Genomic DNA, 25,167 nt, shown 5'->3' with positions numbered 1-25,167 from the left:
TTTAGAAATAAATTAAGAGAGTATTCCATTGGAGCAGTTCATAAACCGTTTTAATAAAGGAAAGGAGAGGATTATATGATATATCTCGATAACAGTGCAACAACCCAACCACATCCAGAAGTTTTGAAAAGCTTTGAACAGGTCTCTACTACCTTCTTTGCTAATCCTTCTTCTATTCATCAGCTTGGAGGAGAGACTGAAAAGCTTTTAATTAAATCGAAACAACAAGCGGCTATGCTTTTAAATGTACATGAGGACGAAATTATCTTTACCTCGGGTGGTACAGAAGGGAATAATATCGCTATAAAAGGAATAGCATTGGAACACCAAGGAAGAGGAAAACATATCATTACAACTGAAATTGAGCACCCATCGGTTTATGAGGGATGTAAAAGCTTGGAAACATTAGGATTTGAAGTGACTTATTTACCTGTTAACCAAGATGGAGTCGTTTCTGTTGAGGATGTTGAAAAAGCAATTCGAAAAGATACTATTTTAATTAGTATTATGCATGTAAATAATGAACTCGGATCCATTCAGCCAATACGGGAAATTGGAGAAATCTCCAAGAAGAATCCAAAGCTGTTTTTTCATGTCGATAATGTACAAGGCCTAGGTAAAGTTCCATTGTCATTAGATGATACTGGGATTGATTTATGCACAATGTCTGGCCATAAGATTCATGGCTTGAAAGGAACGGGTTTATTGTATTGTCGTAGAGGAGTAAAGTTGTTCCCTTTATTTCATGGCGGAGAACAGGAATTTAAAATTCGTTCAGGGACGGAGAATCTGGCTGGAGCTGTTTCTTTAGTTAAAGCACTACGACTTATAAAGGAACGAGAGGATACAGAGGCAGTAGAACTACGTAAACTAAGTCAATACCTTCGTGAAGGATTAAAAAAAATAGATAAAGTGGTAGTAAATACACCTAGGAATGCAGCACCACATATTATTAATTTTTCAATCCCGGGATTAAAACCGGAAGTAATGATTCATACTTTAGGAAAGCAAGGGATATTCATCTCAACAAAATCTGCTTGTTCTTCTAAAGATTTAGATGAAAGCAGAATTATTAAAGCTTGTGGTTATAATCAATCAAGAACAAAATCCGCTTTACGCGTAAGTTTGTCTTACGATAATACAGAGGAAGAAATCAAGACGTTCTTGAATAAAATTGTAGAAGCAATTAATCAATTAAAAGAAGTTATGGAGTAGATAATTATGGAATATGATCATATTTTAATTCGCTATGGTGAATTATCCCTTAAAGGGAAAAATCGCAAAAAGTTTATTGAGAAACTACAACAAAATATCCAGCAGAAGTTAACTGCGTTTCCAGATGCAAAAGTAAAGAGAACACAAGGAAGAATGTTTGTTCTTCTTAATGGTAGTGATCCACAGCCAATTATGGACCAGGTTAAGAATGTATTTGGAATTCATAGCTTAAGTCTTGCTATTAAAGTAGAGAATGAACTTGAAAAAATTAAAGAAGCAGCATTATATGCTTTAACAAATGCTGAAAATATTCGTACTTTTAAAGTAGCTGTAAAACGAATCAATAAAGGTTTTCCTGTTCGCACTCATGAACTAAACCAAATTATTGGGGGACATCTTCTTAGTAATACAGAGTCTATTACAGTTGATGTACATCATCCAGATGTAGAGGTGAGAGTGGAAATCCGTGGTGAAGCAACCTATATTACATCCGGTGTAGTTCGTGGTGCAGGGGGACTTCCAGTTGGAACATCTGATAAGACATTATTACTTTTATCCGGTGGAATTGATAGTCCAGTTGCAGGTTATCTTGCAATGAAACGCGGAGTACAGATAGAAGCAATCCATTTTGAATCACCACCATTTACTAGTGATCGAGCAAAACAAAAGGTACTAGACCTAGCAGAAAAGCTCACCAAGTTTGGAACAAGTGTAAAAGTACATGTTGTTCCTTTTACAAAATTACAACAAAAGATATTCCAAGAAACTCCTGATGGATACGGAATGACTGTAATGAGACGGATGATGCTTCGTGTAAGTGAAAGAGTTTGCCAAAAAGAAGGAATTCTTTCCCTTACAACAGGAGAAAATTTAGGTCAAGTGGCTAGCCAAACAATGACAAGCATGAATACGATTAATGAGGTTACCAACTATCCTATAATTAGACCACTCGTAACCATGGACAAGGATGAAATAATAGAAATTTCAAAAGCAATAGATACATTTGATATTTCCATTAGACCATATGAAGACTGTTGTACAATCTTCGTACCAAAAGCGCCAAAAACAAAACCGAAACGTGACCGAGTAAACTACTTCGAATCTAAATTCAATTACGAAGACCTGATCCAAGAAGCAATAGAAGGAATCGAAGTAATTAAAATAACTGATAAGAAAAAAGAAGAGGACGCATTTGAGGGATTGTTTTAAAGATAGGTTTTTGTGAGTTTTCGTTTGACAGATTGGGAAAGTTTACCCAAATTTTACACTAAGCGAGTCAAATATAAGGAGACTACTTGAAAGGATACAAAGCAATTCCAACACTTTCCAACAATAATAATGAATGAATCACCTCCATTTCGCGCAATATAAGCGTACCAAGGAGGTGAAATACCATGGCAAACAACAATAGCGGCAATTCAAACCAATTGGTAGTACCTGGTGCACAACAAGCACTAGACCAAATGAAGTATGAAATTGCAAATGAGTTTGGCGTTAATCTTGGTGCAGATACAACTTCTCGTGCTAACGGTTCAGTTGGTGGAGAAATCACTAAGCGTTTAGTTCAAATGGCTGAACAACAATTTGGTGGATATAACGGATAACTAAAAAGTAAATAGGTTTAAATGGCTTGGGCTATTCTCACACAGAGAGAATAGCCCTATCATATTTTTTAAAACGCTTTTTCTCTTTGCATAAAATTGGAAACTTGTGGCAAACTACCATTATTAAATCTTGGAGATGGAAATATGGTATGGTTTATTGCTATAGGTATATTATTAATTCTTAGTTTGCTCCTTCTCTTATTTAACGTAAAAATAAGATTGAAATATTGCTTTCAAAAAAACAATCATCATGTTACAGTTCAAGTTTATTATATGAAAGTAAGAGTAATTCATCGAAAAATAAATATAAATGAATATACCATAGACGAAACACAACTTATCGATTATCTTCATGACTATAGTAATAGTAAAGTGGACAAAGACTTTAATCTGAAGAAGATATTTAACAAATTAACAAAACAACTAAGAGATATTGTACATATGCTCATGCTTTTCATAAAAAGTATTTCAATTCATGAACTTAAATGGATTACTCAATTTGGAACTGGTGATGCAAGTAGTACTGGCACCCTAACTGGTGGAGTATGGACTCTAAAAGGAGCAATGATTGGTTTTCTTTTTCAACAAACTGAGATGAAAGTTCAACCAAAAGTTTCGGTTATTCCTCATTTCCAACAAAAGGGAATTTATTCTGAAGTTGATTGCATTGTAACTATTCGATTAGGAAAAGCTATCCATATAGCTATGCAACTGTTACGTAGTTTTGCTGTTAAAGAAGAAGCATATATTTAAATGTTTGAAGGAGGATTATTATGGAAGAACATCCAATTCAAGGCCTAATGACAACGGCAATGGAAAATTTAAAAGATATGATTGAAGTAAATACTATTATTGGTGACCCAGTTGAATCTCCGGATGGAAGTGTAATTATCCCAGTTTCAAAAGTTGGTTTTGGTTTTGCGGCTGGAGGAACTGAATTTATGCCAAGTGGTGGCTCTAGTTCACAAGATGATAGTGGTGGAAGTAATAGTAGTGAGGCCGTATTTCCATTTGGTGGTGGTAGTGGTGGAGGTGTATCTATTACTCCAGTAGCATTTCTAATTGTTAGTCCAAAGGGCATTAAAATGGTTCATCTTGATGAGAGTATCCATATTTATGAGAAGTTAATTGACGCTGCACCAAAGGCAGTTGAAAAAATTCAACAAATATTAAAAGAAAATAGTAATGGAAAAGGAAGTAAAGGGGAGAGTTCCCAAGGGAAAGGAAAGGAAAAGGGGAAAGAGCAGGAGCCAGGCAAGGAAAAAGAACAGGAAAAAGATACGGATAAAAAAAAGGATTCAGAGAGTAAGAAAAACGAGGATAAAAAGTCTGATAAAAAGAAGGAATCTGATGATGAAGGAAAATCAGATTCAGATGAATCTCCATCTATTTACGATATTTAACATAATACTAGGCGATTCAATTCTTGGAAATCGCCTTTTTGTTTGTCTATAATAGAGGTAATTCAAATATTAGGAGGAATAATATGGCAAACGTTACATTTGGTGAAAAGCCGGTTACATTATTAGGTACTGAGTTAAAAGTTGGAGATAATGCCCCAGAATTTAAAGCAGTTTCTAATGATTTAGAGGAAAAATCACTTTCAGACTATAAAGGTAAAATCAAATTAATTAGTGTAGTACCTTCTATTGATACTGGAGTTTGCTCTATTCAGACGAACCGATTTAATGAAGAGGCAAAGAAACTAGATAATGTACAAATTATAACAATTAGTATGGATCTTCCTTTTGCACAAAAGCGTTGGCGTGAAGTGAATCAAGTTGAAACCTTAGAAATGCTTTCAGATCATCGTGATGCAGACTTTGGAGAGAAGTTTGGTGTCTTAATTAAAGAGTTACGCTTATTAGCCCGTTCTATTTTTGTGGTTGATTCTAATGATAAAGTTACATATGCAGAATATGTTAGTGAAGTTACGAATCATCCTGACTATGATAAAGCGCTAGAAGCTGCAAAAAATGCTCAATAAGATGCTTGATACTCCCCTAATACTTAGCCTCAAAATAGAGGAGAAAATCTGAAGCTCTAGTTAACAAACCATTTAACAGATTTAACGCTTGGTCAGTATACTAATCTGCCCAAGCGTTTTTTGTTTTTTCCTATATAGTTTGGTAAAGTTCAAAAACTGTAGTTGTGACCAATCGTATCATTTAACTTAGTGTGAAGTTCATCAGAAAGACAGATTAGTGATGATTCTTAATAATTTAAATTGATTTTTGTAATCATTATTTTTGTAAAGTACCCTCAGTTTTTGATACAATATAGCTTTGAATGAACGGAGGAGTTATATGGAGAAAACAAAAGTTGAATTCTTGTTTGAATGGTTAGATGAGACAACCCAAATTGTTGAACAGCACCTAAATGAGACTTATTTAGATAGTCTTGTTATCGCTATGGAAACATTATTTTTCCAAGGTGCCGAGGAATCGATGGATGATATTCTTACTCATAAACTACATACAGCATTAGAACGAATTAAACTTGATGATTATCAGCCTGAGGAAATTCGGAAGGCGATTCAATTTTCCGTTTTAAAAGGTATGAAGGATACGACTCAACAACAACATATGATTACTCCAGAGGCTATAGCATTGATTGTTGGCTATTTAGCTCAAAAGCTAATGAACCATTATCAAAGCATTCGAGTCTTTGACCCAGCCGCTGGAACTGGAAACCTTTTAACCACAGTAATTACTCAGTTAGATAAATCAACACAAGCATATGCTAGTGAAGTAGATCCAACATTAATTCAATTGGGTGTAGTTAGTGCTAATTTACAAAAAGTATCAGTTGAATATTTCCATCAGGATAGCTTACGACCATTTTTATTAGATCCGGTTGATTTAATTGTTTCTGATTTACCGGTAGGATTTTACCCTGATGATATCCGTGCTGCAAATTTTGAGTTAAAAGCGGATGAGGGTCATTCTTTTGCACACCATCTCTTTTTGGAACAAAGTATGAATTATACTAACCCAGGTGGTTATTTAGTATTAATGGTTCCGAATTTTATATTTGATGGGAAAGATTCAGATAAACTTCATACGTATCTTCAAAAAAACGCACATATAATTGGTGTCATTCAACTCCCTGAAAGTGCATTTAAGTCTAAGAAAAATGCGAAATGTATATTAATCTTGCAGAAGAAGGGGAAAAATACTGAGGGACCTAAGCAACCTTTGTTAGTTCAACTTCCATCATTGAAAAACACACATGCTATGGAAGATGTTCTAGGTAAAATGAATGATTGGTTTAAAAATTATAATAAATAACAGGAGTGTACATCATGACTAACGTATTAGCAATAAATGCAGGAAGTTCATCATTAAAGTTTCAACTAATCCAAATGCCTGAAGAAACTGTAAAAGCTAAGGGGCTTGTTGAACGAATCGGATTACCTGAAGCGGTATTTACCATTGAAATAAATGAAAATAAAGATAAAAATGTAACTGATATTCCTGATCATGAAGTGGCTGTAAAGCTTTTACTTGAAAAACTTACAACATCTGGCGTTATCCAATCTTTGGATGAAATTGATGCTGTTGGTCACCGAGTTGTTCATGGTGGTGAGAAATTTAGTGATTCTGTTGTGATTACAGATCAAGTAATTAAAGATATTGAAGAAGTATCTGAACTTGCACCATTGCATAATCCAGCTAACTTAACAGGGATTCGAGCATTCAGGGATGTTCTACCAAATATACCGATGGTAGCTGTGTTTGATACAGCATTCCATCAAACCATGAAGCCGAAGTCCTATCTATACAGTCTTCCATATGAATACTATGAAAAATACGGAATCCGAAAATATGGTTTCCACGGTACGTCTCATAAATATGTTTCAGGACGTGCAGCAGAATTGATGAATAGACCCGTGGAAGACTTACGCTTAATATCTTGTCATTTAGGTAATGGTGCAAGTATTGCTGCTATTAAAGGTGGCGAATCCATGGATACATCTATGGGATTCACACCACTTGCTGGTGTAACAATGGGTACACGTTCGGGGAATATTGACCCTGCATTAATTCCTTATATTATGGAAAAGACAGGTAAGACTGCTGAGGAAGTAGTAGACGTGCTTAACAAGGAAAGTGGTATGCTTGCATTGTCAGGATTCTCTAGTGATCTAAGAGATATCGAGCAACAAGCTGAAACAAATAATCGTGCAGAGCTTGCACTAGATGTATTCGCAGGAAGAATTCATAAATATATTGGATCTTATGCTGCAAGAATGTCTGGCATCGATGCAGTTGTTTTCACGGCTGGAGTTGGAGAAAACAGTGATGTCATCCGAGCTAAAGTGCTAAACGGATTAGAATTTATGGGTATTTACTGGGATCCAACATTAAACCATGCAGCAAGAGGAAAAGAGTCATTTATTAGCTATCCACACTCACCAGTTAAAGTAATCGTAATTCCTACAAATGAAGAAGTTATGATTGCAAGAGACGTTATTCGTCTTACAAACTAATGGAAAAAGGTTTTGATATGAATTTACATATCAAAACCTTTTTTATCGAGAAATTATCACTAAGTTATAATTTTTGTTGGAGTCATTATAAGCTACAGTATGAACTCAAGCGAACTAAAAATTCTTGCTGGAGTATAGACCTATACAATGCCTTAATTTATCTAACCACTAATACATCACAAGCTGCATACCTAGTTATACTCTCAGAAACACTACCAATTAAGAATCGTTCAACTGCATTCATACCAGTTGCTCCACAAATAATTAAATCAGCATTAAACTTCTGAGCGATGTCCTTCGCGATTTTTACTTTAGGAGAACCATATTCGATACAATGGGAGATTTGACTGATTCCTTTTTCTTTTGCTTTTTCAACAGAGTCATTCACTAAATCTTTTGCATATGCTTCAGCCTGTTCAGATAATGAACCATCATATGCCTCTGCGTATGCAAAGGTACGAAAATCTACAACATGTGCAATAATAAGGTGTGCATGATTGCGCTTTACAATATCAATGGCTTTATTAAAAGCTATTTCAGCTGCTCCTGAACCATCAATTGCTACCACAATATTTTTGTACTCGAAATTCATTTGAAATCTCCCCTTTCATTATCTACTCTTATTATATTATAAAAACGCTTACAATTGGTAAAAGTAAACACGCTTTTCTTTACAATTTTAGCACAAACTATGAATGGGAGGTGAGTAGCATGGCAAAGAAAAAGGATCAACATAAATTGTTTGAAGATCCAAGTGGTGTTTCCGCGGTAAAAAACCAACTTTTTGAAAGTTACCAAAGTGGCGTAGTTGAAGATCAATTGCATAATAACAAGGGTATTTGGACCTTTAATAATAGAAAGGCATAGTATTAATGTAACCAAAACAATCTCCCCTAAAATTGGGGTAGATTGTTATTGGTTTTTTCGATATGCTTAAAATAGTGTATATTATTACACTTTTTGGTACAATGTAAGTGCTTTCATATTTAGAGGGGATGGTGTAATTATGAAAATAGGGGTTCCAAAAGAGATAAAGAATAATGAAAATAGGGTAGCAATCACACCAGCTGGAGTACTAACTTTAACAAGCGCAGGGCATGAGGTTTATGTAGAAACAGATGCTGGTCTTGGATCAGGTTTTACTGATGAGCAATACACTCAAACTGGTGCAGTAATTGTTAATTCTGCAAAAGAAGCATGGGAACAAGAAATGGTGATGAAGGTTAAGGAGCCGCTACCAGAGGAATATGATTATTTCTATGAGGGGCAAATATTATTTACATACTTACACTTAGCTGCAGAACCAGAATTAACGCGTGTGCTACTAGAGAAAAAAGTAGTTGGTATAGCTTACGAAACTGTTCAGTTGGAAAATCGAACTCTTCCATTACTTACACCAATGAGTGAAGTTGCTGGTCGAATGGCCGCACAAATTGGTGCGCAATTCCTTGAGAAATCTAAGGGCGGAAAAGGGATATTGCTCGCGGCAATTCCTGGTGTTAGACGTGCAAATGTAACCGTTATTGGGGGAGGAGTAGTTGGTACTAATGCAGCAAAAATAGCTGTTGGTTTAGGAGCAAATGTAACTATATTAGATTTAAGTCCAGAAAGACTTCGTTATTTAGATGATGTCTTTGGATCTAAGGTTAATACGATGATGTCGAATCCAATGAATATTGCAGAATGTGTTGCACAATCTGATTTAGTTATTGGTGCCGTTTTAATTCCAGGGGCTAAAGCACCAAAACTTGTAACCGAGGAAATGGTTAAACAGATGTCTGAGGGTTCTGTTATTGTGGACGTTGCGATTGACCAAGGTGGTATTTTTGAAACAAGTGATCGTATCACAACACATGATAATCCAACTTTTACAAAGCATGGTGTGCTTCACTATTCTGTTGCCAATATGCCTGGTGGGGTACCACGTACCGCAACAATTGGCTTAACGAATGTAACCGTACCGTATGCACTTCAAATTGCTACTAAAGGATATGCACAAGCGTGTTTGAGTAATCCTGCATTATTAAAGGGACTTAATACATTGGATGGGTATGTAACTTATGAAGCCGTTGCATTATCACATGGATTAGAACATAGAAAGTCAGAAGAATTATTAGGCTAATAATAGAGGCAGACTTCATTAATAAGTCTGCCTCATTTATGTTATTCTACAATTTGTAATTCTTTTGGAAACTTAGTTAATACTTCCGCACCATTTTCTGTTACAAATATCATATCTTCAATCCGAACCCCAGCAATTTGTGGAACATAGATTCCTGGCTCGATTGTATAACACATCCCTTTCTCTAATGGAAGTGTGTTCTTTCCATGAAGGGAAGGATATTCATGTGTTTCAATACCCAATCCATGTCCAATTCTGTGATTAAAGTATTTTCCAAAGCCATTTGCTTCAATATGGTCACGTGCAGCTTTATCGATATTACCAACCGCTGTACCAAGCTGTGATACTTCAATTGCTTTTAATTGTCCTTCAAGTACTGTCTGATAAATTTTCTCTTGTTCATCATTTACAGATTTAAAGGCAACCGTCCTTGTAATGTCAGAACAATACCCTTCATATATTACCCCAAGGTCGAATAGCACCATATCGCCAGGCTGTAATTTAGCAGAACCTGGTGTGCCATGTGGAGATGCAGCTTTCTTCCCAAACAAGACCATTGTAGAGAACGACATGGCTTGTACTCCTTGTTTTTTGAGCTCATATTCAATCTCAGCGATAACTTCAAGTTCGGTAATTCCTTCTTTTAGTGCATTTACTCCCGTTTGAACACCAAAGTCTGCAAGCTCAGCTGCTTTTTTAAGTAATTCATATTCTTGATGATTTTTAATTACTCGTAATGATGCTAAAAGTTCTTGTGCCTGCTTTACTTCTGTTTCTGGTAGGATTCCTTTTATGCTGTTGTAGCGACTTAATGTAAGATTGTCTTCTTCTACACCGAGTGCAGCAGGTATTTTTCCTGACTTTTTCAGAAATGCTAGGAATAATTCCCAAGGATCCTCATGGTCATGATAATCAATCATAGAATAATTCCAGCCAGCTGCTTTTGCATCTTCAGTTTCCATAGCTGGTAAGATCATAATTGGATCATGATGTGTTGTAACGTAAATAGCAACAACCCGCTCGTGTGGATCAGTATAATAGTTACTTAAATAATAGATGTTTGCTGGAGAAGTAACCAATATGCTATCTAGTTGCTGTTTGTTAAGTTCGTCTAATAATGTTTTAATTCTTGTAGACATATATATCACCTCTTTTATTACTCATTATAAACTTTTCAAAAAAAATTGTACAACAAGAGAATTTTTTGAAACCATTTTGTTTTATTATCGTATTATAGGTAAACGTGTTACAAAAATTAAATTAGTTGGAGGGAACCTATTATGTTTAAGTTTTTCAAACGAATGAAGACAGTAGTTAGTTCAGAACTCAATGCAATGTTAGATAAAGCGGAAGATCCTGTTAAAATGCTGGATCAATTCTTGCGTGATATGGGAGAAGATATTAGAGAAGCCGAAGCAGCAGTAGCGAAGCAAATTGCTAATGAAAAAATCCTTAAGCGTAAAGCAGAAGATGCTCAAAGCATGGTAGATAAAAGACAGGCCCAAGCTGAAAAGGCTGTTGTAGCAGGAGAAGATGAGCTTGCAAAGCGTGCATTACAGGAAAAGAAAGAATACGAGAACCAAGCAGTATTACTACAACAATCCTATGAGCAAGCTAAAAATGACTCTGAAATTCTAAAGAGTAAGCTTGATGAAATGAAGAAAGAATACCAAGAAATGAATCTTAAGAAAGATTCTTTAAAAGCTCGTGCGGAGTCTGCGAAAACACGTACGAAGATTAACCGTAGCATGTCTTCCATAGGTGGCGATGAATCAAGACGTGGCTTTGAAAGAATGGAAGAAAAAGTTCTTCGCTTTGAAGCGGAAGCAGAAACAAGCGAGGATTTATCTACACAAAGTCGAACATTAGATGATGAATTTAGAAAATTAGATTCGGATGTTGATGATGAGTTAGCAGCTTTGAAAGAAGCAATGGGTAAAGAGTAAATCGAGGTGGAAAGACAGCATTTTAATTAGATGCTGTCTTTTTTTTAGTAGAAAGAAAAGTATATTTACATTATGCGCGTGTAGAAAAACTAATACACTCGCTAAAGAATGAGCGAATATGTTATTTTTTCTAATGATTTGAAAGGAATATTTGTGTACATGTAGAATCTATAATAATAAACTTATTTTTGGAGGGATGATTTTTATGAAGGTATCATATCATGGGCATTCTGTAGTAAAGGTTGAAACAGGAAAGTATACGATTTTAATTGATCCATTTATCACAGGTAATAGCTTATGTGATTTAAAAGCGGAGGAAGTAAAAGCAGATTACATACTGTTAACACATGGACATAATGATCATGTTGGGGATACATTTGAAATTGCGAAACGTAACAATGCGATAGTCATTGCACCAAATGAGCTTTCTGATTATATGGTATCAAAAGGTATCAAGTCGCATGGAATGCATATCGGTGGGTCTCATATGTTTGACTTTGGAAAGGTGAAGTTTACTCAAGCATTCCATGGTTCTGCATTCACGGAAGAAGATGGAACAATGGTCTATACTGGAATGCCATCGGGAATACTATTAACTGTTGAAGATAAAACAATTTACCACTTAGGTGATACCGCATTATTTACGGATTTAAAGATGTATGGCGAAATGAATGATATTGAAATTGCTTTTATTCCAATCGGGGATAATTTTACAATGGGGCCTGAAGATGCTTTAGTTGCGGCAGATTGGATTGATGCAAAAATAGTGGTACCTATACATTATAATACTTTCCCAGTTATTGAACAGAATCCTGAGGAATTTGTTCAAAAGGTACGTACAGGAAAAGGAGAGGTTATGCATCCTGGTAATGAGTTAGTATTGTAAGAAGTTACTAAGATAATAAAGGAGTGAATGAATGGATTTTCTTAGTTGGAATGATTTCATTCAACCAACCAATCCGTTAGCTTCGATATTTTTTGGGTTCATCTTTACGATTATTGTAACTGTTGCTGCATGGTTAGAGACGAAGGAGAAGAAGACTGCGATTATCTTCTTTATTACAGGGGTAATTATAGTCATTATTGGGGTATTTGCATTAAGTATATTTGGTTACTATAAGTAAAGAGATGACATAATTAATAGAAGAGTAAACTTTATACAGCCTTTAACTCTATTATAGGGTTAGGCTGTTTATTATTTTAAAGAACAATTAAAAGGTATTTTTAAAAGTGAACATAATTTTTCCCATATTGAAAATTTTAAATAGTTGTTTTTACTATTAAATGATATAATCTACTAAGTTTATGTCGAAGGAGGTAAAATTATGGAAATTTTTGCAATAGGCTTCTTATTTGTAGTCGGAATGGTATTTGGTTCATTTTTTAATGTTGTAGGATTGCGTTTGCCTAAAGGTATACCTTTTTCAAATGACCGGTCTATATGTCCAGTATGTCGCCATCAGTTGTCCTGGTATGAGTTAATACCGGTAGTTTCATATTTAATTCAGGGAGGGAAATGTCGACATTGCGCGGAAAAGATTTCATTTATTTATCCCTTTATGGAATTGTTAACTGGATTCCTATTCTCTTATAGCTATGTCCAATTAGGATTTACATTGGAATTAATCAAAGCACTACTACTTATTTCACTCTCTATGATTTTAGTTGTCTCGGATATAAAATATATGATTATTCCAAACAAAGTTCTTTTATTCTTCTTGCCCTTTTTTATTGTTTTAAATATTTTTCGTCCTATTGAACCGTGGTGGTCGCCCATTGCTGGTGCAGTAGTAGGATTTAGTATGATTGCCCTTATTATAATCGTCAGTCGAGGCGGGATGGGGGCAGGAGATATGAAACTCTTTGGATTACTGGGATTAGTATTAGGTTTGCCAAAAGTACTCCTAACCTTCTTCATAGCCTGTTTATTAGGGTCGGTATTCGGTATTTTCTTTATGTTAATCGGAATAATAAAAAGAAAGCAACCTGTGCCTTTTGGACCTTATATTATTATTGCCACTCTAATTACATACTTCTTTTCTGATCCTATCCTTCATTTTTACTTTAGTTTAATTTAATTACAGAAAAAATTCTGATAAGTTTGTAAAAAATGTAGAATTATGTTGACAGTGCTGTTTTGGTGTTGATACTATGAACATAAGACTAAAGAACCAATATTACTCTATCACTATAGTGATAGAGTAATAGATTATGCTTTTTATATAGTTATAAACTACTACGTTTGAATATCTTTAACTAGTTGAAATATACTATGTTCATCACTCGAAAAGGTGGATTTTTTCCATGATGGTGTCGAAAAAAACAGTTATTCTTAGCCTTTTATCATTGATTGTTGCTGTTTTCCTAGGATTCTTAGCTTTTCAAGGGTTAACTAAGTATCCAAAAGGCACACAAGTTGCCGGTGTTCTTGTGGAGGGCATGAGTAAGAAAGATGCAAGTGCATTGTTACATGAAAAAATTAATATCTGGAAAACAGAAGAATTTTTATTTGCACAAAGTGAACATGAAGAGGTAGCTATTCCACGTTCTATATTTCATTTTGATATTGATACAACATTAAACCAATTACAAGCTAGAACAAAGGGGTGGATTCCTCTTGTTAAAAAGTCAAATGTTGTTCAACCACTAGTCGTGGAAGTTGAAAAAAATAATACAGAACTAACCAATTTGCCAACTTATGTTGATATTCATTCAACATTAACTAGAGCAAGCACAATTGCTAGTAATTTAGATGATCATATAGTTGAAATTGAATATGCTGTGGATCGAAATCAACAACTAGCTATAGTTGCGGAAACATCCATCACTATTCCAAGTGAACTCTCAAATCCTACATTAAATAATTTAATTTCTCAGTTAAATGGATGGTCAATTAAATCAGAAGAAATATTCTCAGTTTCAGAAGCTTTGTCACCTATTACTGATACGGAACTACCTGAGATTAACTTAATTGCTTCAGGACTATATTCTGTAGTGCTACAAAGCAATTTGACGGTGTTGGAACGTTATTCACAAGGGAGTATTCCTGTTTACGCAGAGCCTGGCATTGAGGTTAGTATAAATCCAAAAGTAGATAAGGATTTTATTTTCTACAATCCAAATGTTGATTCTTACACGCTAGGGTTGGTACTGGATGCAAATCAATTACATATAAAGTTAGAGTCATTTGTGCCGGAGGATGCTCTAAGTTATCACGTTAAAAATGTAAGTGAAGTTCAGCCTAGAACGGTATATCGATATAGCAAAGGTTTAAGTCCGGGAACAAGTAGAACAATCCAAGAAGGCGTTTCTGGATTGGAAGTTGAGGTCTATCGAACAGAACAAGGCGAAGAAAAATTAGTTAGTAGAGATTTTTATCCACCGGAACCAAAAATTGTCTTACTACCAATTAGTAGTGGAATGTTAACTGAAAATGGTACTAGTATTGGTTCACTAGAAGGGGAAAACGATATTTCTGATTTTGACAATTTCCTACAAAATGAAAACCCAGGTACTAACGAAGGCAATGAATTGGATTTAGGGAATGTTTCAGAAGGTAATCAAGAAGGTTCGCTAGATTTTTATAATTTTGTCTCTGCATACTGTGCGGGTATGGAAGCGGAAAAAGGTGAATTGAATTCATATTATGTTGAAGCTGAGAACGAAGAAATTAGAAGTTGTATTGAAAGTCTAGATAACAATCAGTTGCAATTGTTACGACTAATGTGGGCTTCGAATAATCCGCCTGATACTAATGAAGGTATAAAGAATGAAGATAATCAAAATCAAGATAGTGAAGAAGAGGAACAAATCTATGTAAAATAACCTTAAATTGAGGTGTTCAATCATGGTAAGGAAAAGATTAGGGGATTTACTCGTCAATGCAGAGTTATTAACAGAGGAACAATTAGCTAGAACACTTTCTGAAAAATCACCTGATGAAAAATTGGGAGATGCACTTCTAAGAGAAGGATACATTACGGAACAGCAATTGATTGAAGTACTAGAATTTCAATTAGGCATACCACATGTCAATCTCTATCAATATACAATTGACGAAGATGTTGTAAATTTAGTGCCTAAGGATCTTGCCAAACGATATCTTCTTATGCCACTTCGGATAGAAGGAAATAAACTATTTGTAGCCATGGCAGATCCAATGGATTACTTTGCTATAGAAGAATTAAGAATAGCAACAGGACTTCAAATAACTCCTGGTATAGCAACGAAAGATTCTATCTATCGGACAATTACCAAGCATTATGATCTACAGGAATCCATTGAGGAATTGATGGGGGATTATGCTCCACAAGAGGCGATTGATGAAACGGGTATAACCGATGAGGATTCTCCAATTGTACGTTTGGTCAATCAAATAATTACGAACGCTGCTGCACAAAAGGCAAGTGATATCCACTTTGATCCACAAGAAGGAGAACTTAGGGTTCGCTACCGGGTTGATGGTGTGTTACGAACGGAGCGTACGTTACCGAAATATATGCAAAGCATGTTGATTGCTAGGATTAAGATTATTAGTAATCTTAATATTACCGAAAGTAGAATGCCACAGGATGGTCGGGTAAAACTGGAAATCAACCATCGACAAGTAGATATACGTGTTTCCACACTCCCGTCTATTTTTGGTGAAAAAGTGGTGATGCGGATACTTGATATTGGTAATGCACTAAACGATATAACGAGATTAGGATTTACAGATTCTAATTTGGCTAGTTTCAAGCAGATGATTGAAAAGCCAAATGGAATTATCTTAATTACCGGGCCAACTGGATCTGGAAAATCTTCTACCTTATATGCAGCATTAAATCGTTTAAATCGGGAAGAGGTAAACATTATTACGATAGAGGACCCGGTTGAATATCAACTGGCTGGAATTAATCAGATCCAAGTAAAAGAAGAAATTGGAATGACCTTTGCGGCTGGTTTGCGGTCTATATTACGGCAAGACCCTGATATTATCATGATTGGTGAAATTCGTGACTTTGAAACAGCACAAATTGCAGTCCGTGCATCACTAACTGGACATCTTGTATTAAGTACACTTCATACGAATAGTGCCGTTGATGCCTTAACACGATTAATTGATATGGGAGTAGAGCCTTTCTTACTCTCTTCCTCTTTAAACGGAATAGTTGGGCAACGGTTGGTTAGAAAAATTTGCAAAGATTGTGGTGAAAAGGTTAAACCAGCAGAGCGAGAGAGGCAATTGTTTGCTAATGCAAATATGGAAGTAACAACTGTTACAAGAGGTAAAGGTTGTCCAAGCTGTGGAATGACCGGTTATAGAGGAAGACTTGCGATTCATGAAGTTCTACCAATTGATGAAGAAATCCGCCGCTTTATTTTAAACACAGGAACTCGAAGTGAAATTCTTCATTATGTGAAGGAAAACGGAATGTTATTTCTTTTAGATGATGGTCTTCAAAAAGTTGCCCAAGGGCTAACGACAACAGAGGAAGTATTACGAGTTGTTTCATCGAATTAGGAGGTTAAGCTATGCCATACGAGATTAATGAATTACTAAATAAAGCCTATTTCCATGAAGCATCTGATTTACATATTACCGTTAATTCACGTCCTATATTAAGGATTAATGGCAAATTAACACCATATGGTGAAGATGTCTTGACTAGTAACGATACGGAAGTTCTGGCGAGAGAGCTTTTATCTGAGTCAGAATGGGACAATCTTGTTAGCGTTGGTGAAATTGATAGTTCTTATAGTCTGGAGAACGTATCTCGTTTCCGGATAAATATTTTCCATCAATTAGGAAATATAAGTATTGTTGCACGGGTTATCCCGAAAGATATTCCTTCTATGGAACAGTTACAAATGCCCAAAATTCTACAACAATTGGCGATAAAGACTCACGGGTTAATACTAGTTACTGGTCCAACAGGTTCTGGGAAGTCAACTACACTTGCTTCCATGATTGATTATGTCAACCGCTATAAGGCGAAACATATTATTACATTAGAGGATCCAATTGAATTTGTGCATAACCATCAGAAATCCATTATCAACCAAAGAGAAGTAGGAAAAGACACAGAGAGTTTCGCGAATGGATTACGTGCAGCTTTAAGACAAGATCCAGATATCATTTTGGTTGGGGAAATGAGAGATCATACAACCATATCAACGGCACTAACCGCTGCTGAGACAGGCCATCTTGTTTTAGCAACACTACATACAAATAGTGCAACTCAAACAATCAATCGAATTATTGATGTATTTCCACCACATCAGCAAAGTCAGATTAGAATTCAATTAGCCTCCGTGCTAGCAGGAATAATTTCACAACGACTTCTTCCAAAAGCGGATGGTTCAGGCCGAGTAGCAGCAACAGAAATACTAGTCAATTTACCATCTGTGGCTAATTTAATTCGAAATGAAAAAGTAGATCAGGTAAATAATATAATTCAGACGTCACGTGCTGCTGGAATGCATACATTGGAGACGTCAGTCAAAAGCTTATTAGAACAAGGTATTATCAACCCTGATGATGCACAAGAAATGCTTTACATTGCAGGTGATTAATCATGCCAGTATATAAATATGTTGGACGAACTCCAAAAGGAATATTAAAAAAGGGGACGATTGAGAGTGTTTCACGTTCCCAGGCTATAACAGAAATTCGTGAAAAGGGAATTAGTCCCCGCGAAGTGACCGAAACAAAGGCAACGATATTTAATCGTGATATATCAATAGGCGTAAATAAAGTAAAAAGTCAGGACTTTGTTATTTATTGTAGACAATTTGCTACATTAATTCGAGCGGGTATTTCGATTGTGGAAGCAACGAATATTTTGGCTGAGCAAACCGAAAGCAAAGGATTAAAGAAAGCACTTTATGCCGTTGAAACTGAACTTAAAGAAGGACTAGCATTTTCGGAGGCAGCAGAAAAGCAACAGAAGGCTTTTCCATCACTATTTGTAAATATGATTCGGGCAGGAGAAGCAACAGGTAATATTGACGATACATTGGATAGACTGGCTGTTTACTTTGAAAAGCAAAATAATATTAAGAAAAAAGTAGAATCCACCATGGCTTATCCTGCTGTGTTGTCCGTAATTATTGTTGCAGTGGTTATATTCATGATGGTATCCATTGTACCAAGTATAACTTCTACTTTTGAAACTTTTGGTGGAGAATTACCACTTGTAACGAAAATGGTTATGGGAATGAGTGAATTTATTCAGCATTCCTGGTGGTTAGGTCTATTAATTATAGCGATAATCGTTATCGTCTTCATGCTTTTTTATAAGAATGACAAAAAGTTTAATTATACCGTTCATTTTTTACTATTTAAATTTCCGATTTTTGGTAAGCTACTTCAAAAATCAGCAATTGCAAGAATGACAAGGACATTGTCTTCTTTAGTCTCCAGTTCTGTCCCAATTTTGCAAGCTCTGACTATTGTAGAGAAAGTCGTTGGGAACCCAGTAATTGGGAGAGTAATACTTGCCTCTCGTGAAAGCTTAGAAAAGGGGAGACCATTATCAGAACCTCTAAAGAAAAGCTGGGTCTTTCCTCCATTAGTTACACAAATGATCGCAATTGGGGAACAGAGTGGTCAGCTTGATTTGATGCTTTCAAAAGTAGCAGACTTTTATGAGGAAGATGTGGATCGAACTGTGGACACGCTTAAGTCCCTAATTGAACCATTAATGATTGTTGTTCTAGCTGGTGTCGTTGGGTTTATTGTAATTGCGATTATGGTTCCAATGTTTTCTATTTATCAAGAAATTTAGTAAGAAAGGTATGTAAGGAGGTGGGGGTACAAACAGGACAATGGGATTTTGATTTTATAAATTATCTAATAAACATAAAAATGGAGGTAATGTGTATGTTGAAAAAATGGTTACAACTACTTAAGAAAGATGAAAGAGGTTTAACGTTAGTTGAGTTACTTGCGGTTATTGTTATTTTGGCTATTGTTGGGGCTATTGCGTTTGTTGCGATTGGGAATGTAATGGAGAATTCAAGACAAGATGCTCATATTGCTAACGCTCAACAATTAATCTCATCAGCTAAATTGTATGAAGCTTCTGGGAATGACATCCCCCTAACAGGTGGTAGCGGTACTGTTACGAGTACTGATCTGGTGAAAGGAGGATTTTTAGATGCTCTAGTAAGTCCTTGGGATGATACAGATTACTCAGGTACTGTAACTAAAACAGTCGGCGATGAGGGTGGCGTTTCATACTCAGTAACTTTAAACGGTGAAGGATGTAGTATAGATAATAGTGAAGAAGATATTAAATCAGGTGATAGGGATTCCCTTTGCGATTAACTCTATGATTACTATTCTTCCTGGTTAAGAAAGACAGGAAGAATAGTAATTCTTTTAACCATTTTATTATTTTATTATTACATAATGATTTGGTTAAAAGAATTACTACTTTTATCCTAACTTACAACAGGGTGGTGAAGTTTTATGTTTGGTAGACCGACCAAAGTAATAAATATCGATATAGAAGACTATGTTATGCGATTAATTGAAAGTAATGGATCAAATAACATTTCATCAATTAAAATAATGGAAGAAAGGGTAATCCCCTATGGTTTAATTGAAAACGGTAAAATTATAGATGAAATTGGCTTTTTTGAATACATGAAAGATTTGGTTAAGGAATTGGTAATCAAGCACCGACACGTTCGCTTTTATGTCCCGAATTCTCTTGTTATCATGAGACAGGTAGAGTTTCCCGCTGATTTAAGGGATAAAGATATCCATGATTTTTTTAAGGTGGAGATTGGGAAAAGTTTACATCTTCCTTTTAAGAATCCTGTTTTTGACGTACATTACAATGAAAACGTTAGGTTGGAAAATGATATTCGAATGGGTACTTTTTTTGCAGCTCCGAGGGAAGAATTGGTTAAGTATACAGAGATTCTAGCTGATGTCTCTCTTAAGCCTGTTGCAGCGGATGTTTTAGCTCTTGGGATTTATCGGTATTTCCACCATACTACAAAAGTAAATCGGGAAAAAGTGTATTTATTTGTAGAATTAAATGCCACTTCCATTAATTTAAGTATTTTTAGAAATCATGACATAGAATTTTTGCGTTTTCAAAATCTGGATCTCCATTTAATAAATCGCGGAGAAACAGGAGAATTAGTTTTCAAGGAAGATGCGGACTTTGTTACTGGAATTCTTGAAGATCAAATTTCTGAGTTAGAGCGGATTATGAACTTTTATCGGTTCTCTATACAAAAAGGGGAAAAAATGGTGGATGAAATTATTCTTTTAGGGGATCATCCTGAATTAAAGAGTTTTTACCAAAAAGTTAATGAACGATTTGAAATTCCTGTTCAACTATTGAAAGGTGTTTTGTTAGAGAAAAAGGACAAAGAAGTAGAGTCAAAATATATTCCTGCTCTTGGACTTGCATTAAAGGAGATACATTAGATGCTTCCAGAAATTAACCTATTACCGAAAATTGAACGACAGAGCTCTGTCCACTATATTATTTTTTTAAGCGGTTTAATAATATGCTTATTATTATTTAGTGCTCTTATTTATTTTTATTTGAATGCAAAAAGTGATTTAAATGAAGTTAATCGGAATATAAGCCAATTAGAACAAGAGAAAACAATATTAGAGCAACGAATAAATAATCTTGATACAGGTGATGAAACAGATGTATTTGAAAAAGTGGCTACATTTGTAGAACAACAAATTATTCCAACTTCAAATTTCATTGATGAGCTGCTTGTGCTTTTACCTGAGCATGGTTATTTAAGTAATTATGCTTACAATTATCAAAGCGTACAAATAGAAACGCAATTTGAAACAATGACGGCTGCCGCTGATTATGTGGAAGATTTAAATAGTTCAGATTATATTAAAAATGTACAAGTTAATACAATGAATACTTTTGAGTTGGGTGATGCGCAGGATGATAATGAGGAAATTTATAGTACCATCCCTCGTTATACAGTGAACATTACTATTGAGGTAGATGAGCAATTTATGATTCAGGAGGGAGAAGGACATGAATAACATATTCCAAGAAAACAAGAAGTCCTTCTTTCTACTACTAGGTTTATTATTCTTATTACTCATTGTGGCTTACTTTTTCTTCTTTCAACCGGCTAGTAAAGAATTAAAAACTCGGGAGCACCAATCCGGAACATTGGAAAATGATAATCAAGTTCTTCAAATAGAAATTAGTAATGCAGAGAATAATTCAGGAGAAGAATTAGATGTTGATAACTATTTATTAGAAAATAAATTACCGCTTAATCCTGAAATAGAGGATTTAATCCTTACTCTTCAAGAGATTGAATTTGTTAGTGGGAGTAGGTTTGATAATATTAGCTTTTCTTATGGTGGCTCTGCCCCGCAACGAGAGCAAGAAGCAACTGAATATGAGGCGGAGAATGGAACAGAAGCTGTAGAGGAGTCTGATAATGAATTGGAAACAGATTCAGATGTGGCTGAAACTACTCAGGAAGATACTATGATATTTGAGGAAATCCCTGGAAATCTGCAAGTAATCACGGTTAGTTTTAGTGTAACTTCCCCTGATTATGATCATTTTCAACAGTTTATTAATCAAATTGAAAAACAGGAACGATTGATGACTGTTACAAGTATGGATTTTCAAAAGCCAGCAGAGAGAGAATTAGTTATAGATGAAGAAGCTGAAACTATTACTTCTGAGGTAAGTGTAACGACTTTCTTTTTCGAGAATTAAAATCGTAGTCTATTGTTGATTACGGTTTTCTTTTTAATGAATGTATTAGTTTTACTAAGAAGTACCTCTTTTTAAAACGCAAAAGTAAGGGGCTATCAAATGTATTTGAAAACAGTGATTCGTAAAAAAGAAGAGAGTGGTTTTACACTTGTGGAAGTTATGGCATCACTTGTTATCATTTCTATTATTCTCATTGGAACATTTAACTTAATTACTTTCACAAATAAAGTAGCTGTATCTAATAATGATCGTCTTGTTGCTATTAATCTTGCTACTGCGACCATTGAACGTATCAAGGTAGATCCATTATCCTACTTCAATGTACCAGAAGATGTTAATCTTAAACAAACGTTTAGTTACGATTATTGTGAACCGGAACATTGTAATAGTCTATATAGTATTCTCTTAAATGATAAGGAGTATAGGTTAACATTATATGTGAATCAAAGTTCTGAGGAAAAAGTAATGGAGTTAGTTGAAGTAATTGTTACGATAGAACTACCTGAGGAAAATATAAGGCATAAAGTAGAAGGGTATGTCAGCTATGGGAATGGATAACGAACGCGGTGAAACTCTTGTAGAGTTATTAGCTGCTATTGTTTTAACTTCGATAATTGGTGTAATTGGTTATTCATTATTAATTAGTGGTTTTTCAACTTATGACCGTGTGAAAGACGAATCAGCTTTACGTGATGAAGCAGATTTGATTATTGCTTCCTTAATTAATGAACTATATCCTCTTAAGAATAGTGAAATCAAAAATAGTTATTTACCGGAAAATGGAACTGATAATTATTATTTTGTTTTAGAAAATGATGAAAAGATAGGTTTTATAAATAATACTGTCTTTATTAGAAATAGAAAAATTAACCTGTCGGATGCTAACATTCAACTATTATCAAATACTCAAATAGTAGAAATTAGTAAAGACCGTTACCGAATTAGGTTAGTACTTAAAATAAAAGATAGCAATCAAACATTAGAAACTATCAGTGAAATTGGGATTATAAACGACACATTGTGGGAGGTGGGGAACGATGAAACCTAAAATGAAAGTTGAACAAGGGTATACATTGTTACTTGCAGTCCTAATAGGTGTTTTGTTTAGTATTATGATTGTTTCATTAATTACTATTACGATGTCGGGTGTGTCTAAAAATGATGTAAGAGAAGATAATCAGCAAGCTACTGCATTGTCCCAAAAAGGTTTGGATCATATTGCAAATTATATCTCTACTGATTTAAAAGAGAAAATTGGGGACGGAATACCACAGGATGATTTTATAGTGGTTCTAGATGAATTGTTGGATAGTTTATCTTGTGATAACGAACCTATACTACATAATATTAATTCTGTTACAGGTAATTATGATGTTTGTGTAAATAAACATCATAAAGATATTAATGAGGCAGGGCAAGAAGTTCCAACACGGCAAAAAGTAGAATTTAAAAGTTTAGGTATAGTGGATGGTACAGAAAAGGAAATGGTTTCAACAATGATAATTGGTGCTCAAGCTGTCCCAGATGCTTTAAATTATGCTATTGGTTCACATTGTATGGATAATTGTGATGATATACCAGGGGAAGGGAATTTATTTCTTCATGGAGGCATTGAAGTTAAAGGAGATTTGAAAGTTGACGGGAATATTATTACTACGAATCAAGGTATAGCAAGGCAGGGGAGAGTAGATCAGGATAAGGATGACTGGAATGATTATTGGATTGGTTCGATTAGACCCGCAATTTATTCTGATTCTGAAAGTAGTAATGGAAAAGCAAAAGTTGTTCTAGGAAAAGAAATATATACATTTACTGGTAACAAGGATTATTCCGACCACATTAAACTTCTTAACTTTAACAGTAGTGGATATAGTAATGCTACAAATAACTTATCGAATGCCTTTAGCGTTGCACCTGAAATTGTTAACCGGGAGCCAATAAGGGATCAAATTAATGTAAAAAGTAAAATAGAGGCATCTAATGATTGGGTAAATGACGTAGATGTAAGAAAGATACAGCAATCAACTTTTACAAATACAAATTATAGTAATAGTAAAGTCTATGCGTATACTGGTAGTATTACGAATGGTAGTTGTGTAAAATGGAAGACTGAATACGAAGAACAATTTGTATGGATTGGTCCCTGGCCTTGGAATTGGGGATGGAAGACGTATGAAGTAGAAGTTTGTGCAGAGTATGAACAAATAATTAATGAAAGCAATGGTACAATAAATTTACGTGGAAATAATTCATTTAAACGATTTGCCACTAGGGAAAATCGTGATGTTAAGATTAGTGGAGATAATAAATTGAATGTTTCTGAAATCATGTATGTTGGTGGGGACTTAACTATAGGTAACGAAACGAGTAGTTATAATCCTAATGACTATGACGACATAGAACTTCAAGGCAGAGAGATATATGTGAATGGTGATTTAACAATAAAGGGTGCAAATGCAAGTGTAGACGTAATCATGTATGTAAAGGGTAAGGTTTCTATTCAAAATACAGTTATCAATGGAAAAAGTCTTCAAAATGGTGATACAGGATCTTTAATTATTTTTGCTGATAAGGCAATCGATATATCAAATAATAGTGTTAATCAGGATACCCCAAGTCGCATCCACGGATATTTTTATTCAAATGATGTTTTTGAAATGTATGGTGTAGGTTCTAACATCGAAATTACCGGAGGTATCTCAGCTCGTAGAATAGTCCTTAATGCTGTAAGAGGAAAAGTTAAGAATCCAACTAGGGGATGGGATAGATATTATTATTGTGAATCAGGATATAGCCTAGTTAATGATTCATGTTATGCACAAAGCCAGAATTTGAATTTAAACTCTCGCTTAAGTGTTATCTATAATCCAGGTATCGTTGGACGCTTTTCAGAATTAACATTTTCTGAACCGATTATCTATAATGTAGAGCCACCACAACTAATTGATCGAGATAATAATTCTTAACCAAAAACTACAAACAGTAGATATCTGTTTGTGGTTTTTTAGTGATTATTTTTATATTCCTTCATAAATTTATATAAAGGAGGGGATTATCATAAGACACT

27 protein-coding genes are annotated in these 25,167 nt (G+C 34.9%); 25 read left to right on the top strand and 2 right to left on the bottom strand.

The annotated features are described in order from the left end of the window. The first annotated feature begins 75 nt into the window (after positions 1-75). From K332_RS0105040 to K332_RS0105005, 8 genes are all read left to right on the top strand, one after another. Positions 76-1,215, top strand: a complete 1,140-nt coding sequence (locus K332_RS0105040; RefSeq protein ID WP_026906477.1) for a cysteine desulfurase family protein — start codon at positions 76-78, stop codon at positions 1,213-1,215. 6 nt (positions 1,216-1,221) lie between these two features. Then, complete coding sequence (gene thiI, locus K332_RS0105035) at positions 1,222-2,424, top strand: tRNA uracil 4-sulfurtransferase ThiI (protein ID WP_026906476.1); 1,203 nt, start codon at positions 1,222-1,224, stop codon at positions 2,422-2,424. Positions 2,425-2,609: 185 nt separating this feature from the next. Next, a complete protein-coding gene (locus K332_RS0105030; protein ID WP_026906475.1) occupies positions 2,610-2,819 on the top strand; it encodes an alpha/beta-type small acid-soluble spore protein in 210 nt (69 codons plus the stop codon). Between the two features lie 144 nt (positions 2,820-2,963). Then, on the top strand, positions 2,964-3,572 hold the full coding sequence (locus K332_RS0105025) for a DUF2953 domain-containing protein (RefSeq protein ID WP_026906474.1): 609 nt from the start codon (positions 2,964-2,966) through the stop codon (positions 3,570-3,572). A gap of 20 nt (positions 3,573-3,592) precedes the next feature. Further along, the gene (gene ytfJ / locus K332_RS0105020) at positions 3,593-4,222 is read left to right on the top strand and encodes a GerW family sporulation protein (RefSeq protein ID WP_026906473.1); all 630 of its coding nucleotides are present in this window, start codon (positions 3,593-3,595) and stop codon (positions 4,220-4,222) included. An 83-nt stretch (positions 4,223-4,305) separates the two neighbouring features. Continuing rightward, entirely contained in the window at positions 4,306-4,806 is a 501-nt protein-coding gene (gene tpx, locus K332_RS0105015; protein ID WP_026906472.1) for a thiol peroxidase, read from the top strand. A gap of 319 nt (positions 4,807-5,125) precedes the next feature. Further along, positions 5,126-6,109, top strand: a complete 984-nt coding sequence (locus K332_RS0105010) for a class I SAM-dependent methyltransferase (protein ID WP_026906471.1) — start codon at positions 5,126-5,128, stop codon at positions 6,107-6,109. Positions 6,110-6,123: 14 nt separating this feature from the next. After that, on the top strand, positions 6,124-7,311 hold the full coding sequence (locus K332_RS0105005) for an acetate kinase (protein ID WP_026906470.1): 1,188 nt from the start codon (positions 6,124-6,126) through the stop codon (positions 7,309-7,311). Positions 7,312-7,468: 157 nt separating this feature from the next. Here K332_RS0105005 and K332_RS0105000 read toward each other — a convergent pair whose 3' ends face one another. Then, positions 7,469-7,903 carry a universal stress protein gene (locus tag K332_RS0105000; protein WP_026906469.1) on the bottom strand — a complete coding sequence of 145 codons (435 nt, stop codon included), beginning with the start codon at positions 7,901-7,903 and terminating at the stop codon, positions 7,469-7,471. A 119-nt stretch (positions 7,904-8,022) separates the two neighbouring features. Here K332_RS0105000 and K332_RS24160 point away from each other — a divergent pair, with 119 nt between their 5' ends. Both K332_RS24160 and ald read left to right on the top strand, forming a co-directional pair. Further along, positions 8,023-8,178 (top strand): hypothetical protein, encoded by a 156-nt coding sequence (locus K332_RS24160; RefSeq protein ID WP_169727346.1) that lies wholly within the window; start codon positions 8,023-8,025, stop codon positions 8,176-8,178. Positions 8,179-8,317: 139 nt separating this feature from the next. Then, entirely contained in the window at positions 8,318-9,433 is a 1,116-nt protein-coding gene (ald, locus tag K332_RS0104990) for an alanine dehydrogenase (RefSeq protein WP_026906468.1), read from the top strand. Between the two features lie 41 nt (positions 9,434-9,474). On the opposite strand, the gene K332_RS0104985 is transcribed toward ald, so the two are convergent. After that, positions 9,475-10,572, bottom strand: coding sequence for a M24 family metallopeptidase (locus tag K332_RS0104985; RefSeq protein ID WP_026906467.1), 1,098 nt, complete (start codon positions 10,570-10,572; stop codon positions 9,475-9,477). A 141-nt stretch (positions 10,573-10,713) separates the two neighbouring features. Here K332_RS0104985 and K332_RS0104980 point away from each other — a divergent pair, with 141 nt between their 5' ends. The 15 genes from K332_RS0104980 to K332_RS0104910 all read left to right on the top strand — a co-directional run bounded on the left by K332_RS0104980 (position 10,714) and on the right by K332_RS0104910 (position 25,066). Further along, the gene (locus K332_RS0104980; RefSeq protein ID WP_026906466.1) at positions 10,714-11,379 is read left to right on the top strand and encodes a PspA/IM30 family protein; all 666 of its coding nucleotides are present in this window, start codon (positions 10,714-10,716) and stop codon (positions 11,377-11,379) included. Between the two features lie 205 nt (positions 11,380-11,584). Continuing rightward, positions 11,585-12,265: a metal-dependent hydrolase gene (locus K332_RS0104975; RefSeq protein ID WP_026906465.1), complete on the top strand. Its 681-nt coding sequence runs from the start codon at positions 11,585-11,587 to the stop codon at positions 12,263-12,265. Between the two features lie 31 nt (positions 12,266-12,296). After that, complete coding sequence (locus tag K332_RS0104970; protein ID WP_026906464.1) at positions 12,297-12,503, top strand: hypothetical protein; 207 nt, start codon at positions 12,297-12,299, stop codon at positions 12,501-12,503. A gap of 201 nt (positions 12,504-12,704) precedes the next feature. Next, entirely contained in the window at positions 12,705-13,457 is a 753-nt protein-coding gene (locus K332_RS0104965; RefSeq protein WP_026906463.1) for a prepilin peptidase, read from the top strand. Between the two features lie 226 nt (positions 13,458-13,683). Next, positions 13,684-15,204 carry a G5 domain-containing protein gene (locus K332_RS0104960; protein ID WP_026906462.1) on the top strand — a complete coding sequence of 507 codons (1,521 nt, stop codon included), beginning with the start codon at positions 13,684-13,686 and terminating at the stop codon, positions 15,202-15,204. Between the two features lie 22 nt (positions 15,205-15,226). After that, complete coding sequence (locus K332_RS0104955; protein WP_026906461.1) at positions 15,227-16,882, top strand: GspE/PulE family protein; 1,656 nt, start codon at positions 15,227-15,229, stop codon at positions 16,880-16,882. Positions 16,883-16,893: 11 nt separating this feature from the next. Beyond that, a complete protein-coding gene (locus tag K332_RS0104950; RefSeq protein WP_026906460.1) occupies positions 16,894-17,934 on the top strand; it encodes a type IV pilus twitching motility protein PilT in 1,041 nt (346 codons plus the stop codon). A 2-nt stretch (positions 17,935-17,936) separates the two neighbouring features. Further along, positions 17,937-19,148: a type II secretion system F family protein gene (locus K332_RS0104945; RefSeq protein ID WP_026906459.1), complete on the top strand. Its 1,212-nt coding sequence runs from the start codon at positions 17,937-17,939 to the stop codon at positions 19,146-19,148. 95 nt (positions 19,149-19,243) lie between these two features. Then, positions 19,244-19,690, top strand: coding sequence for a type II secretion system protein (locus K332_RS0104940; RefSeq protein WP_026906458.1), 447 nt, complete (start codon positions 19,244-19,246; stop codon positions 19,688-19,690). Between the two features lie 144 nt (positions 19,691-19,834). Further along, entirely contained in the window at positions 19,835-20,809 is a 975-nt protein-coding gene (gene pilM, locus K332_RS0104935) for a type IV pilus biogenesis protein PilM (RefSeq protein WP_026906457.1), read from the top strand. Further along, positions 20,810-21,403: a PilN domain-containing protein gene (locus K332_RS0104930; protein WP_026906456.1), complete on the top strand. Its 594-nt coding sequence runs from the start codon at positions 20,810-20,812 to the stop codon at positions 21,401-21,403. Beyond that, a complete protein-coding gene (locus tag K332_RS0104925) occupies positions 21,396-22,100 on the top strand; it encodes an HAD family hydrolase (protein WP_026906455.1) in 705 nt (234 codons plus the stop codon). Before K332_RS0104930 ends, K332_RS0104925 begins: the two co-directional genes overlap by 8 nt. Positions 22,101-22,199: 99 nt before the next feature. Next, positions 22,200-22,658: a type IV pilus modification PilV family protein gene (locus K332_RS0104920; RefSeq protein WP_026906454.1), complete on the top strand. Its 459-nt coding sequence runs from the start codon at positions 22,200-22,202 to the stop codon at positions 22,656-22,658. Then, positions 22,645-23,148: a PulJ/GspJ family protein gene (locus tag K332_RS23190; protein ID WP_026906453.1), complete on the top strand. Its 504-nt coding sequence runs from the start codon at positions 22,645-22,647 to the stop codon at positions 23,146-23,148. Before K332_RS0104920 ends, K332_RS23190 begins: the two co-directional genes overlap by 14 nt. Next, the gene (locus K332_RS0104910; RefSeq protein ID WP_026906452.1) at positions 23,138-25,066 is read left to right on the top strand and encodes a hypothetical protein; all 1,929 of its coding nucleotides are present in this window, start codon (positions 23,138-23,140) and stop codon (positions 25,064-25,066) included. The genes K332_RS23190 and K332_RS0104910 overlap by 11 nt, the downstream gene beginning before the upstream one ends. Positions 25,067-25,167: the final 101 nt, after the last annotated feature.

The sequence above is a fragment of the Paucisalibacillus globulus DSM 18846 genome (assembly GCF_000482485.1).
Taxonomy (GTDB): Bacteria; Bacillota; Bacilli; order Bacillales; family Amphibacillaceae; genus Ornithinibacillus; species Ornithinibacillus globulus.
Note: the sequence above shows the minus strand (reverse complement) of the source record. Positions and strands in the feature narration are given on the sequence as shown.

Coding starts and splice junctions, on each gene's coding strand:
- K332_RS0105040 (WP_026906477.1), top strand. CDS start 76: ATGATATATCTCGATAACAGTGCAACAACCCAACCACATCCAGAAGTT.
- thiI (WP_026906476.1), top strand. CDS start 1,222: ATGGAATATGATCATATTTTAATTCGCTATGGTGAATTATCCCTTAAA.
- K332_RS0105030 (WP_026906475.1), top strand. CDS start 2,610: ATGGCAAACAACAATAGCGGCAATTCAAACCAATTGGTAGTACCTGGT.
- K332_RS0105025 (WP_026906474.1), top strand. CDS start 2,964: ATGGTATGGTTTATTGCTATAGGTATATTATTAATTCTTAGTTTGCTC.
- ytfJ (WP_026906473.1), top strand. CDS start 3,593: ATGGAAGAACATCCAATTCAAGGCCTAATGACAACGGCAATGGAAAAT.
- tpx (WP_026906472.1), top strand. CDS start 4,306: ATGGCAAACGTTACATTTGGTGAAAAGCCGGTTACATTATTAGGTACT.
- K332_RS0105010 (WP_026906471.1), top strand. CDS start 5,126: ATGGAGAAAACAAAAGTTGAATTCTTGTTTGAATGGTTAGATGAGACA.
- K332_RS0105005 (WP_026906470.1), top strand. CDS start 6,124: ATGACTAACGTATTAGCAATAAATGCAGGAAGTTCATCATTAAAGTTT.
- K332_RS0105000 (WP_026906469.1), bottom strand. CDS start 7,903: ATGAATTTCGAGTACAAAAATATTGTGGTAGCAATTGATGGTTCAGGA.
- K332_RS24160 (WP_169727346.1), top strand. CDS start 8,023: ATGGCAAAGAAAAAGGATCAACATAAATTGTTTGAAGATCCAAGTGGT.
- ald (WP_026906468.1), top strand. CDS start 8,318: ATGAAAATAGGGGTTCCAAAAGAGATAAAGAATAATGAAAATAGGGTA.
- K332_RS0104985 (WP_026906467.1), bottom strand. CDS start 10,572: ATGTCTACAAGAATTAAAACATTATTAGACGAACTTAACAAACAGCAA.
- K332_RS0104980 (WP_026906466.1), top strand. CDS start 10,714: ATGTTTAAGTTTTTCAAACGAATGAAGACAGTAGTTAGTTCAGAACTC.
- K332_RS0104975 (WP_026906465.1), top strand. CDS start 11,585: ATGAAGGTATCATATCATGGGCATTCTGTAGTAAAGGTTGAAACAGGA.
- K332_RS0104970 (WP_026906464.1), top strand. CDS start 12,297: ATGGATTTTCTTAGTTGGAATGATTTCATTCAACCAACCAATCCGTTA.
- K332_RS0104965 (WP_026906463.1), top strand. CDS start 12,705: ATGGAAATTTTTGCAATAGGCTTCTTATTTGTAGTCGGAATGGTATTT.
- K332_RS0104960 (WP_026906462.1), top strand. CDS start 13,684: ATGATGGTGTCGAAAAAAACAGTTATTCTTAGCCTTTTATCATTGATT.
- K332_RS0104955 (WP_026906461.1), top strand. CDS start 15,227: ATGGTAAGGAAAAGATTAGGGGATTTACTCGTCAATGCAGAGTTATTA.
- K332_RS0104950 (WP_026906460.1), top strand. CDS start 16,894: ATGCCATACGAGATTAATGAATTACTAAATAAAGCCTATTTCCATGAA.
- K332_RS0104945 (WP_026906459.1), top strand. CDS start 17,937: ATGCCAGTATATAAATATGTTGGACGAACTCCAAAAGGAATATTAAAA.
- K332_RS0104940 (WP_026906458.1), top strand. CDS start 19,244: ATGTTGAAAAAATGGTTACAACTACTTAAGAAAGATGAAAGAGGTTTA.
- pilM (WP_026906457.1), top strand. CDS start 19,835: ATGTTTGGTAGACCGACCAAAGTAATAAATATCGATATAGAAGACTAT.
- K332_RS0104930 (WP_026906456.1), top strand. CDS start 20,810: ATGCTTCCAGAAATTAACCTATTACCGAAAATTGAACGACAGAGCTCT.
- K332_RS0104925 (WP_026906455.1), top strand. CDS start 21,396: ATGAATAACATATTCCAAGAAAACAAGAAGTCCTTCTTTCTACTACTA.
- K332_RS0104920 (WP_026906454.1), top strand. CDS start 22,200: ATGTATTTGAAAACAGTGATTCGTAAAAAAGAAGAGAGTGGTTTTACA.
- K332_RS23190 (WP_026906453.1), top strand. CDS start 22,645: ATGGGAATGGATAACGAACGCGGTGAAACTCTTGTAGAGTTATTAGCT.
- K332_RS0104910 (WP_026906452.1), top strand. CDS start 23,138: ATGAAACCTAAAATGAAAGTTGAACAAGGGTATACATTGTTACTTGCA.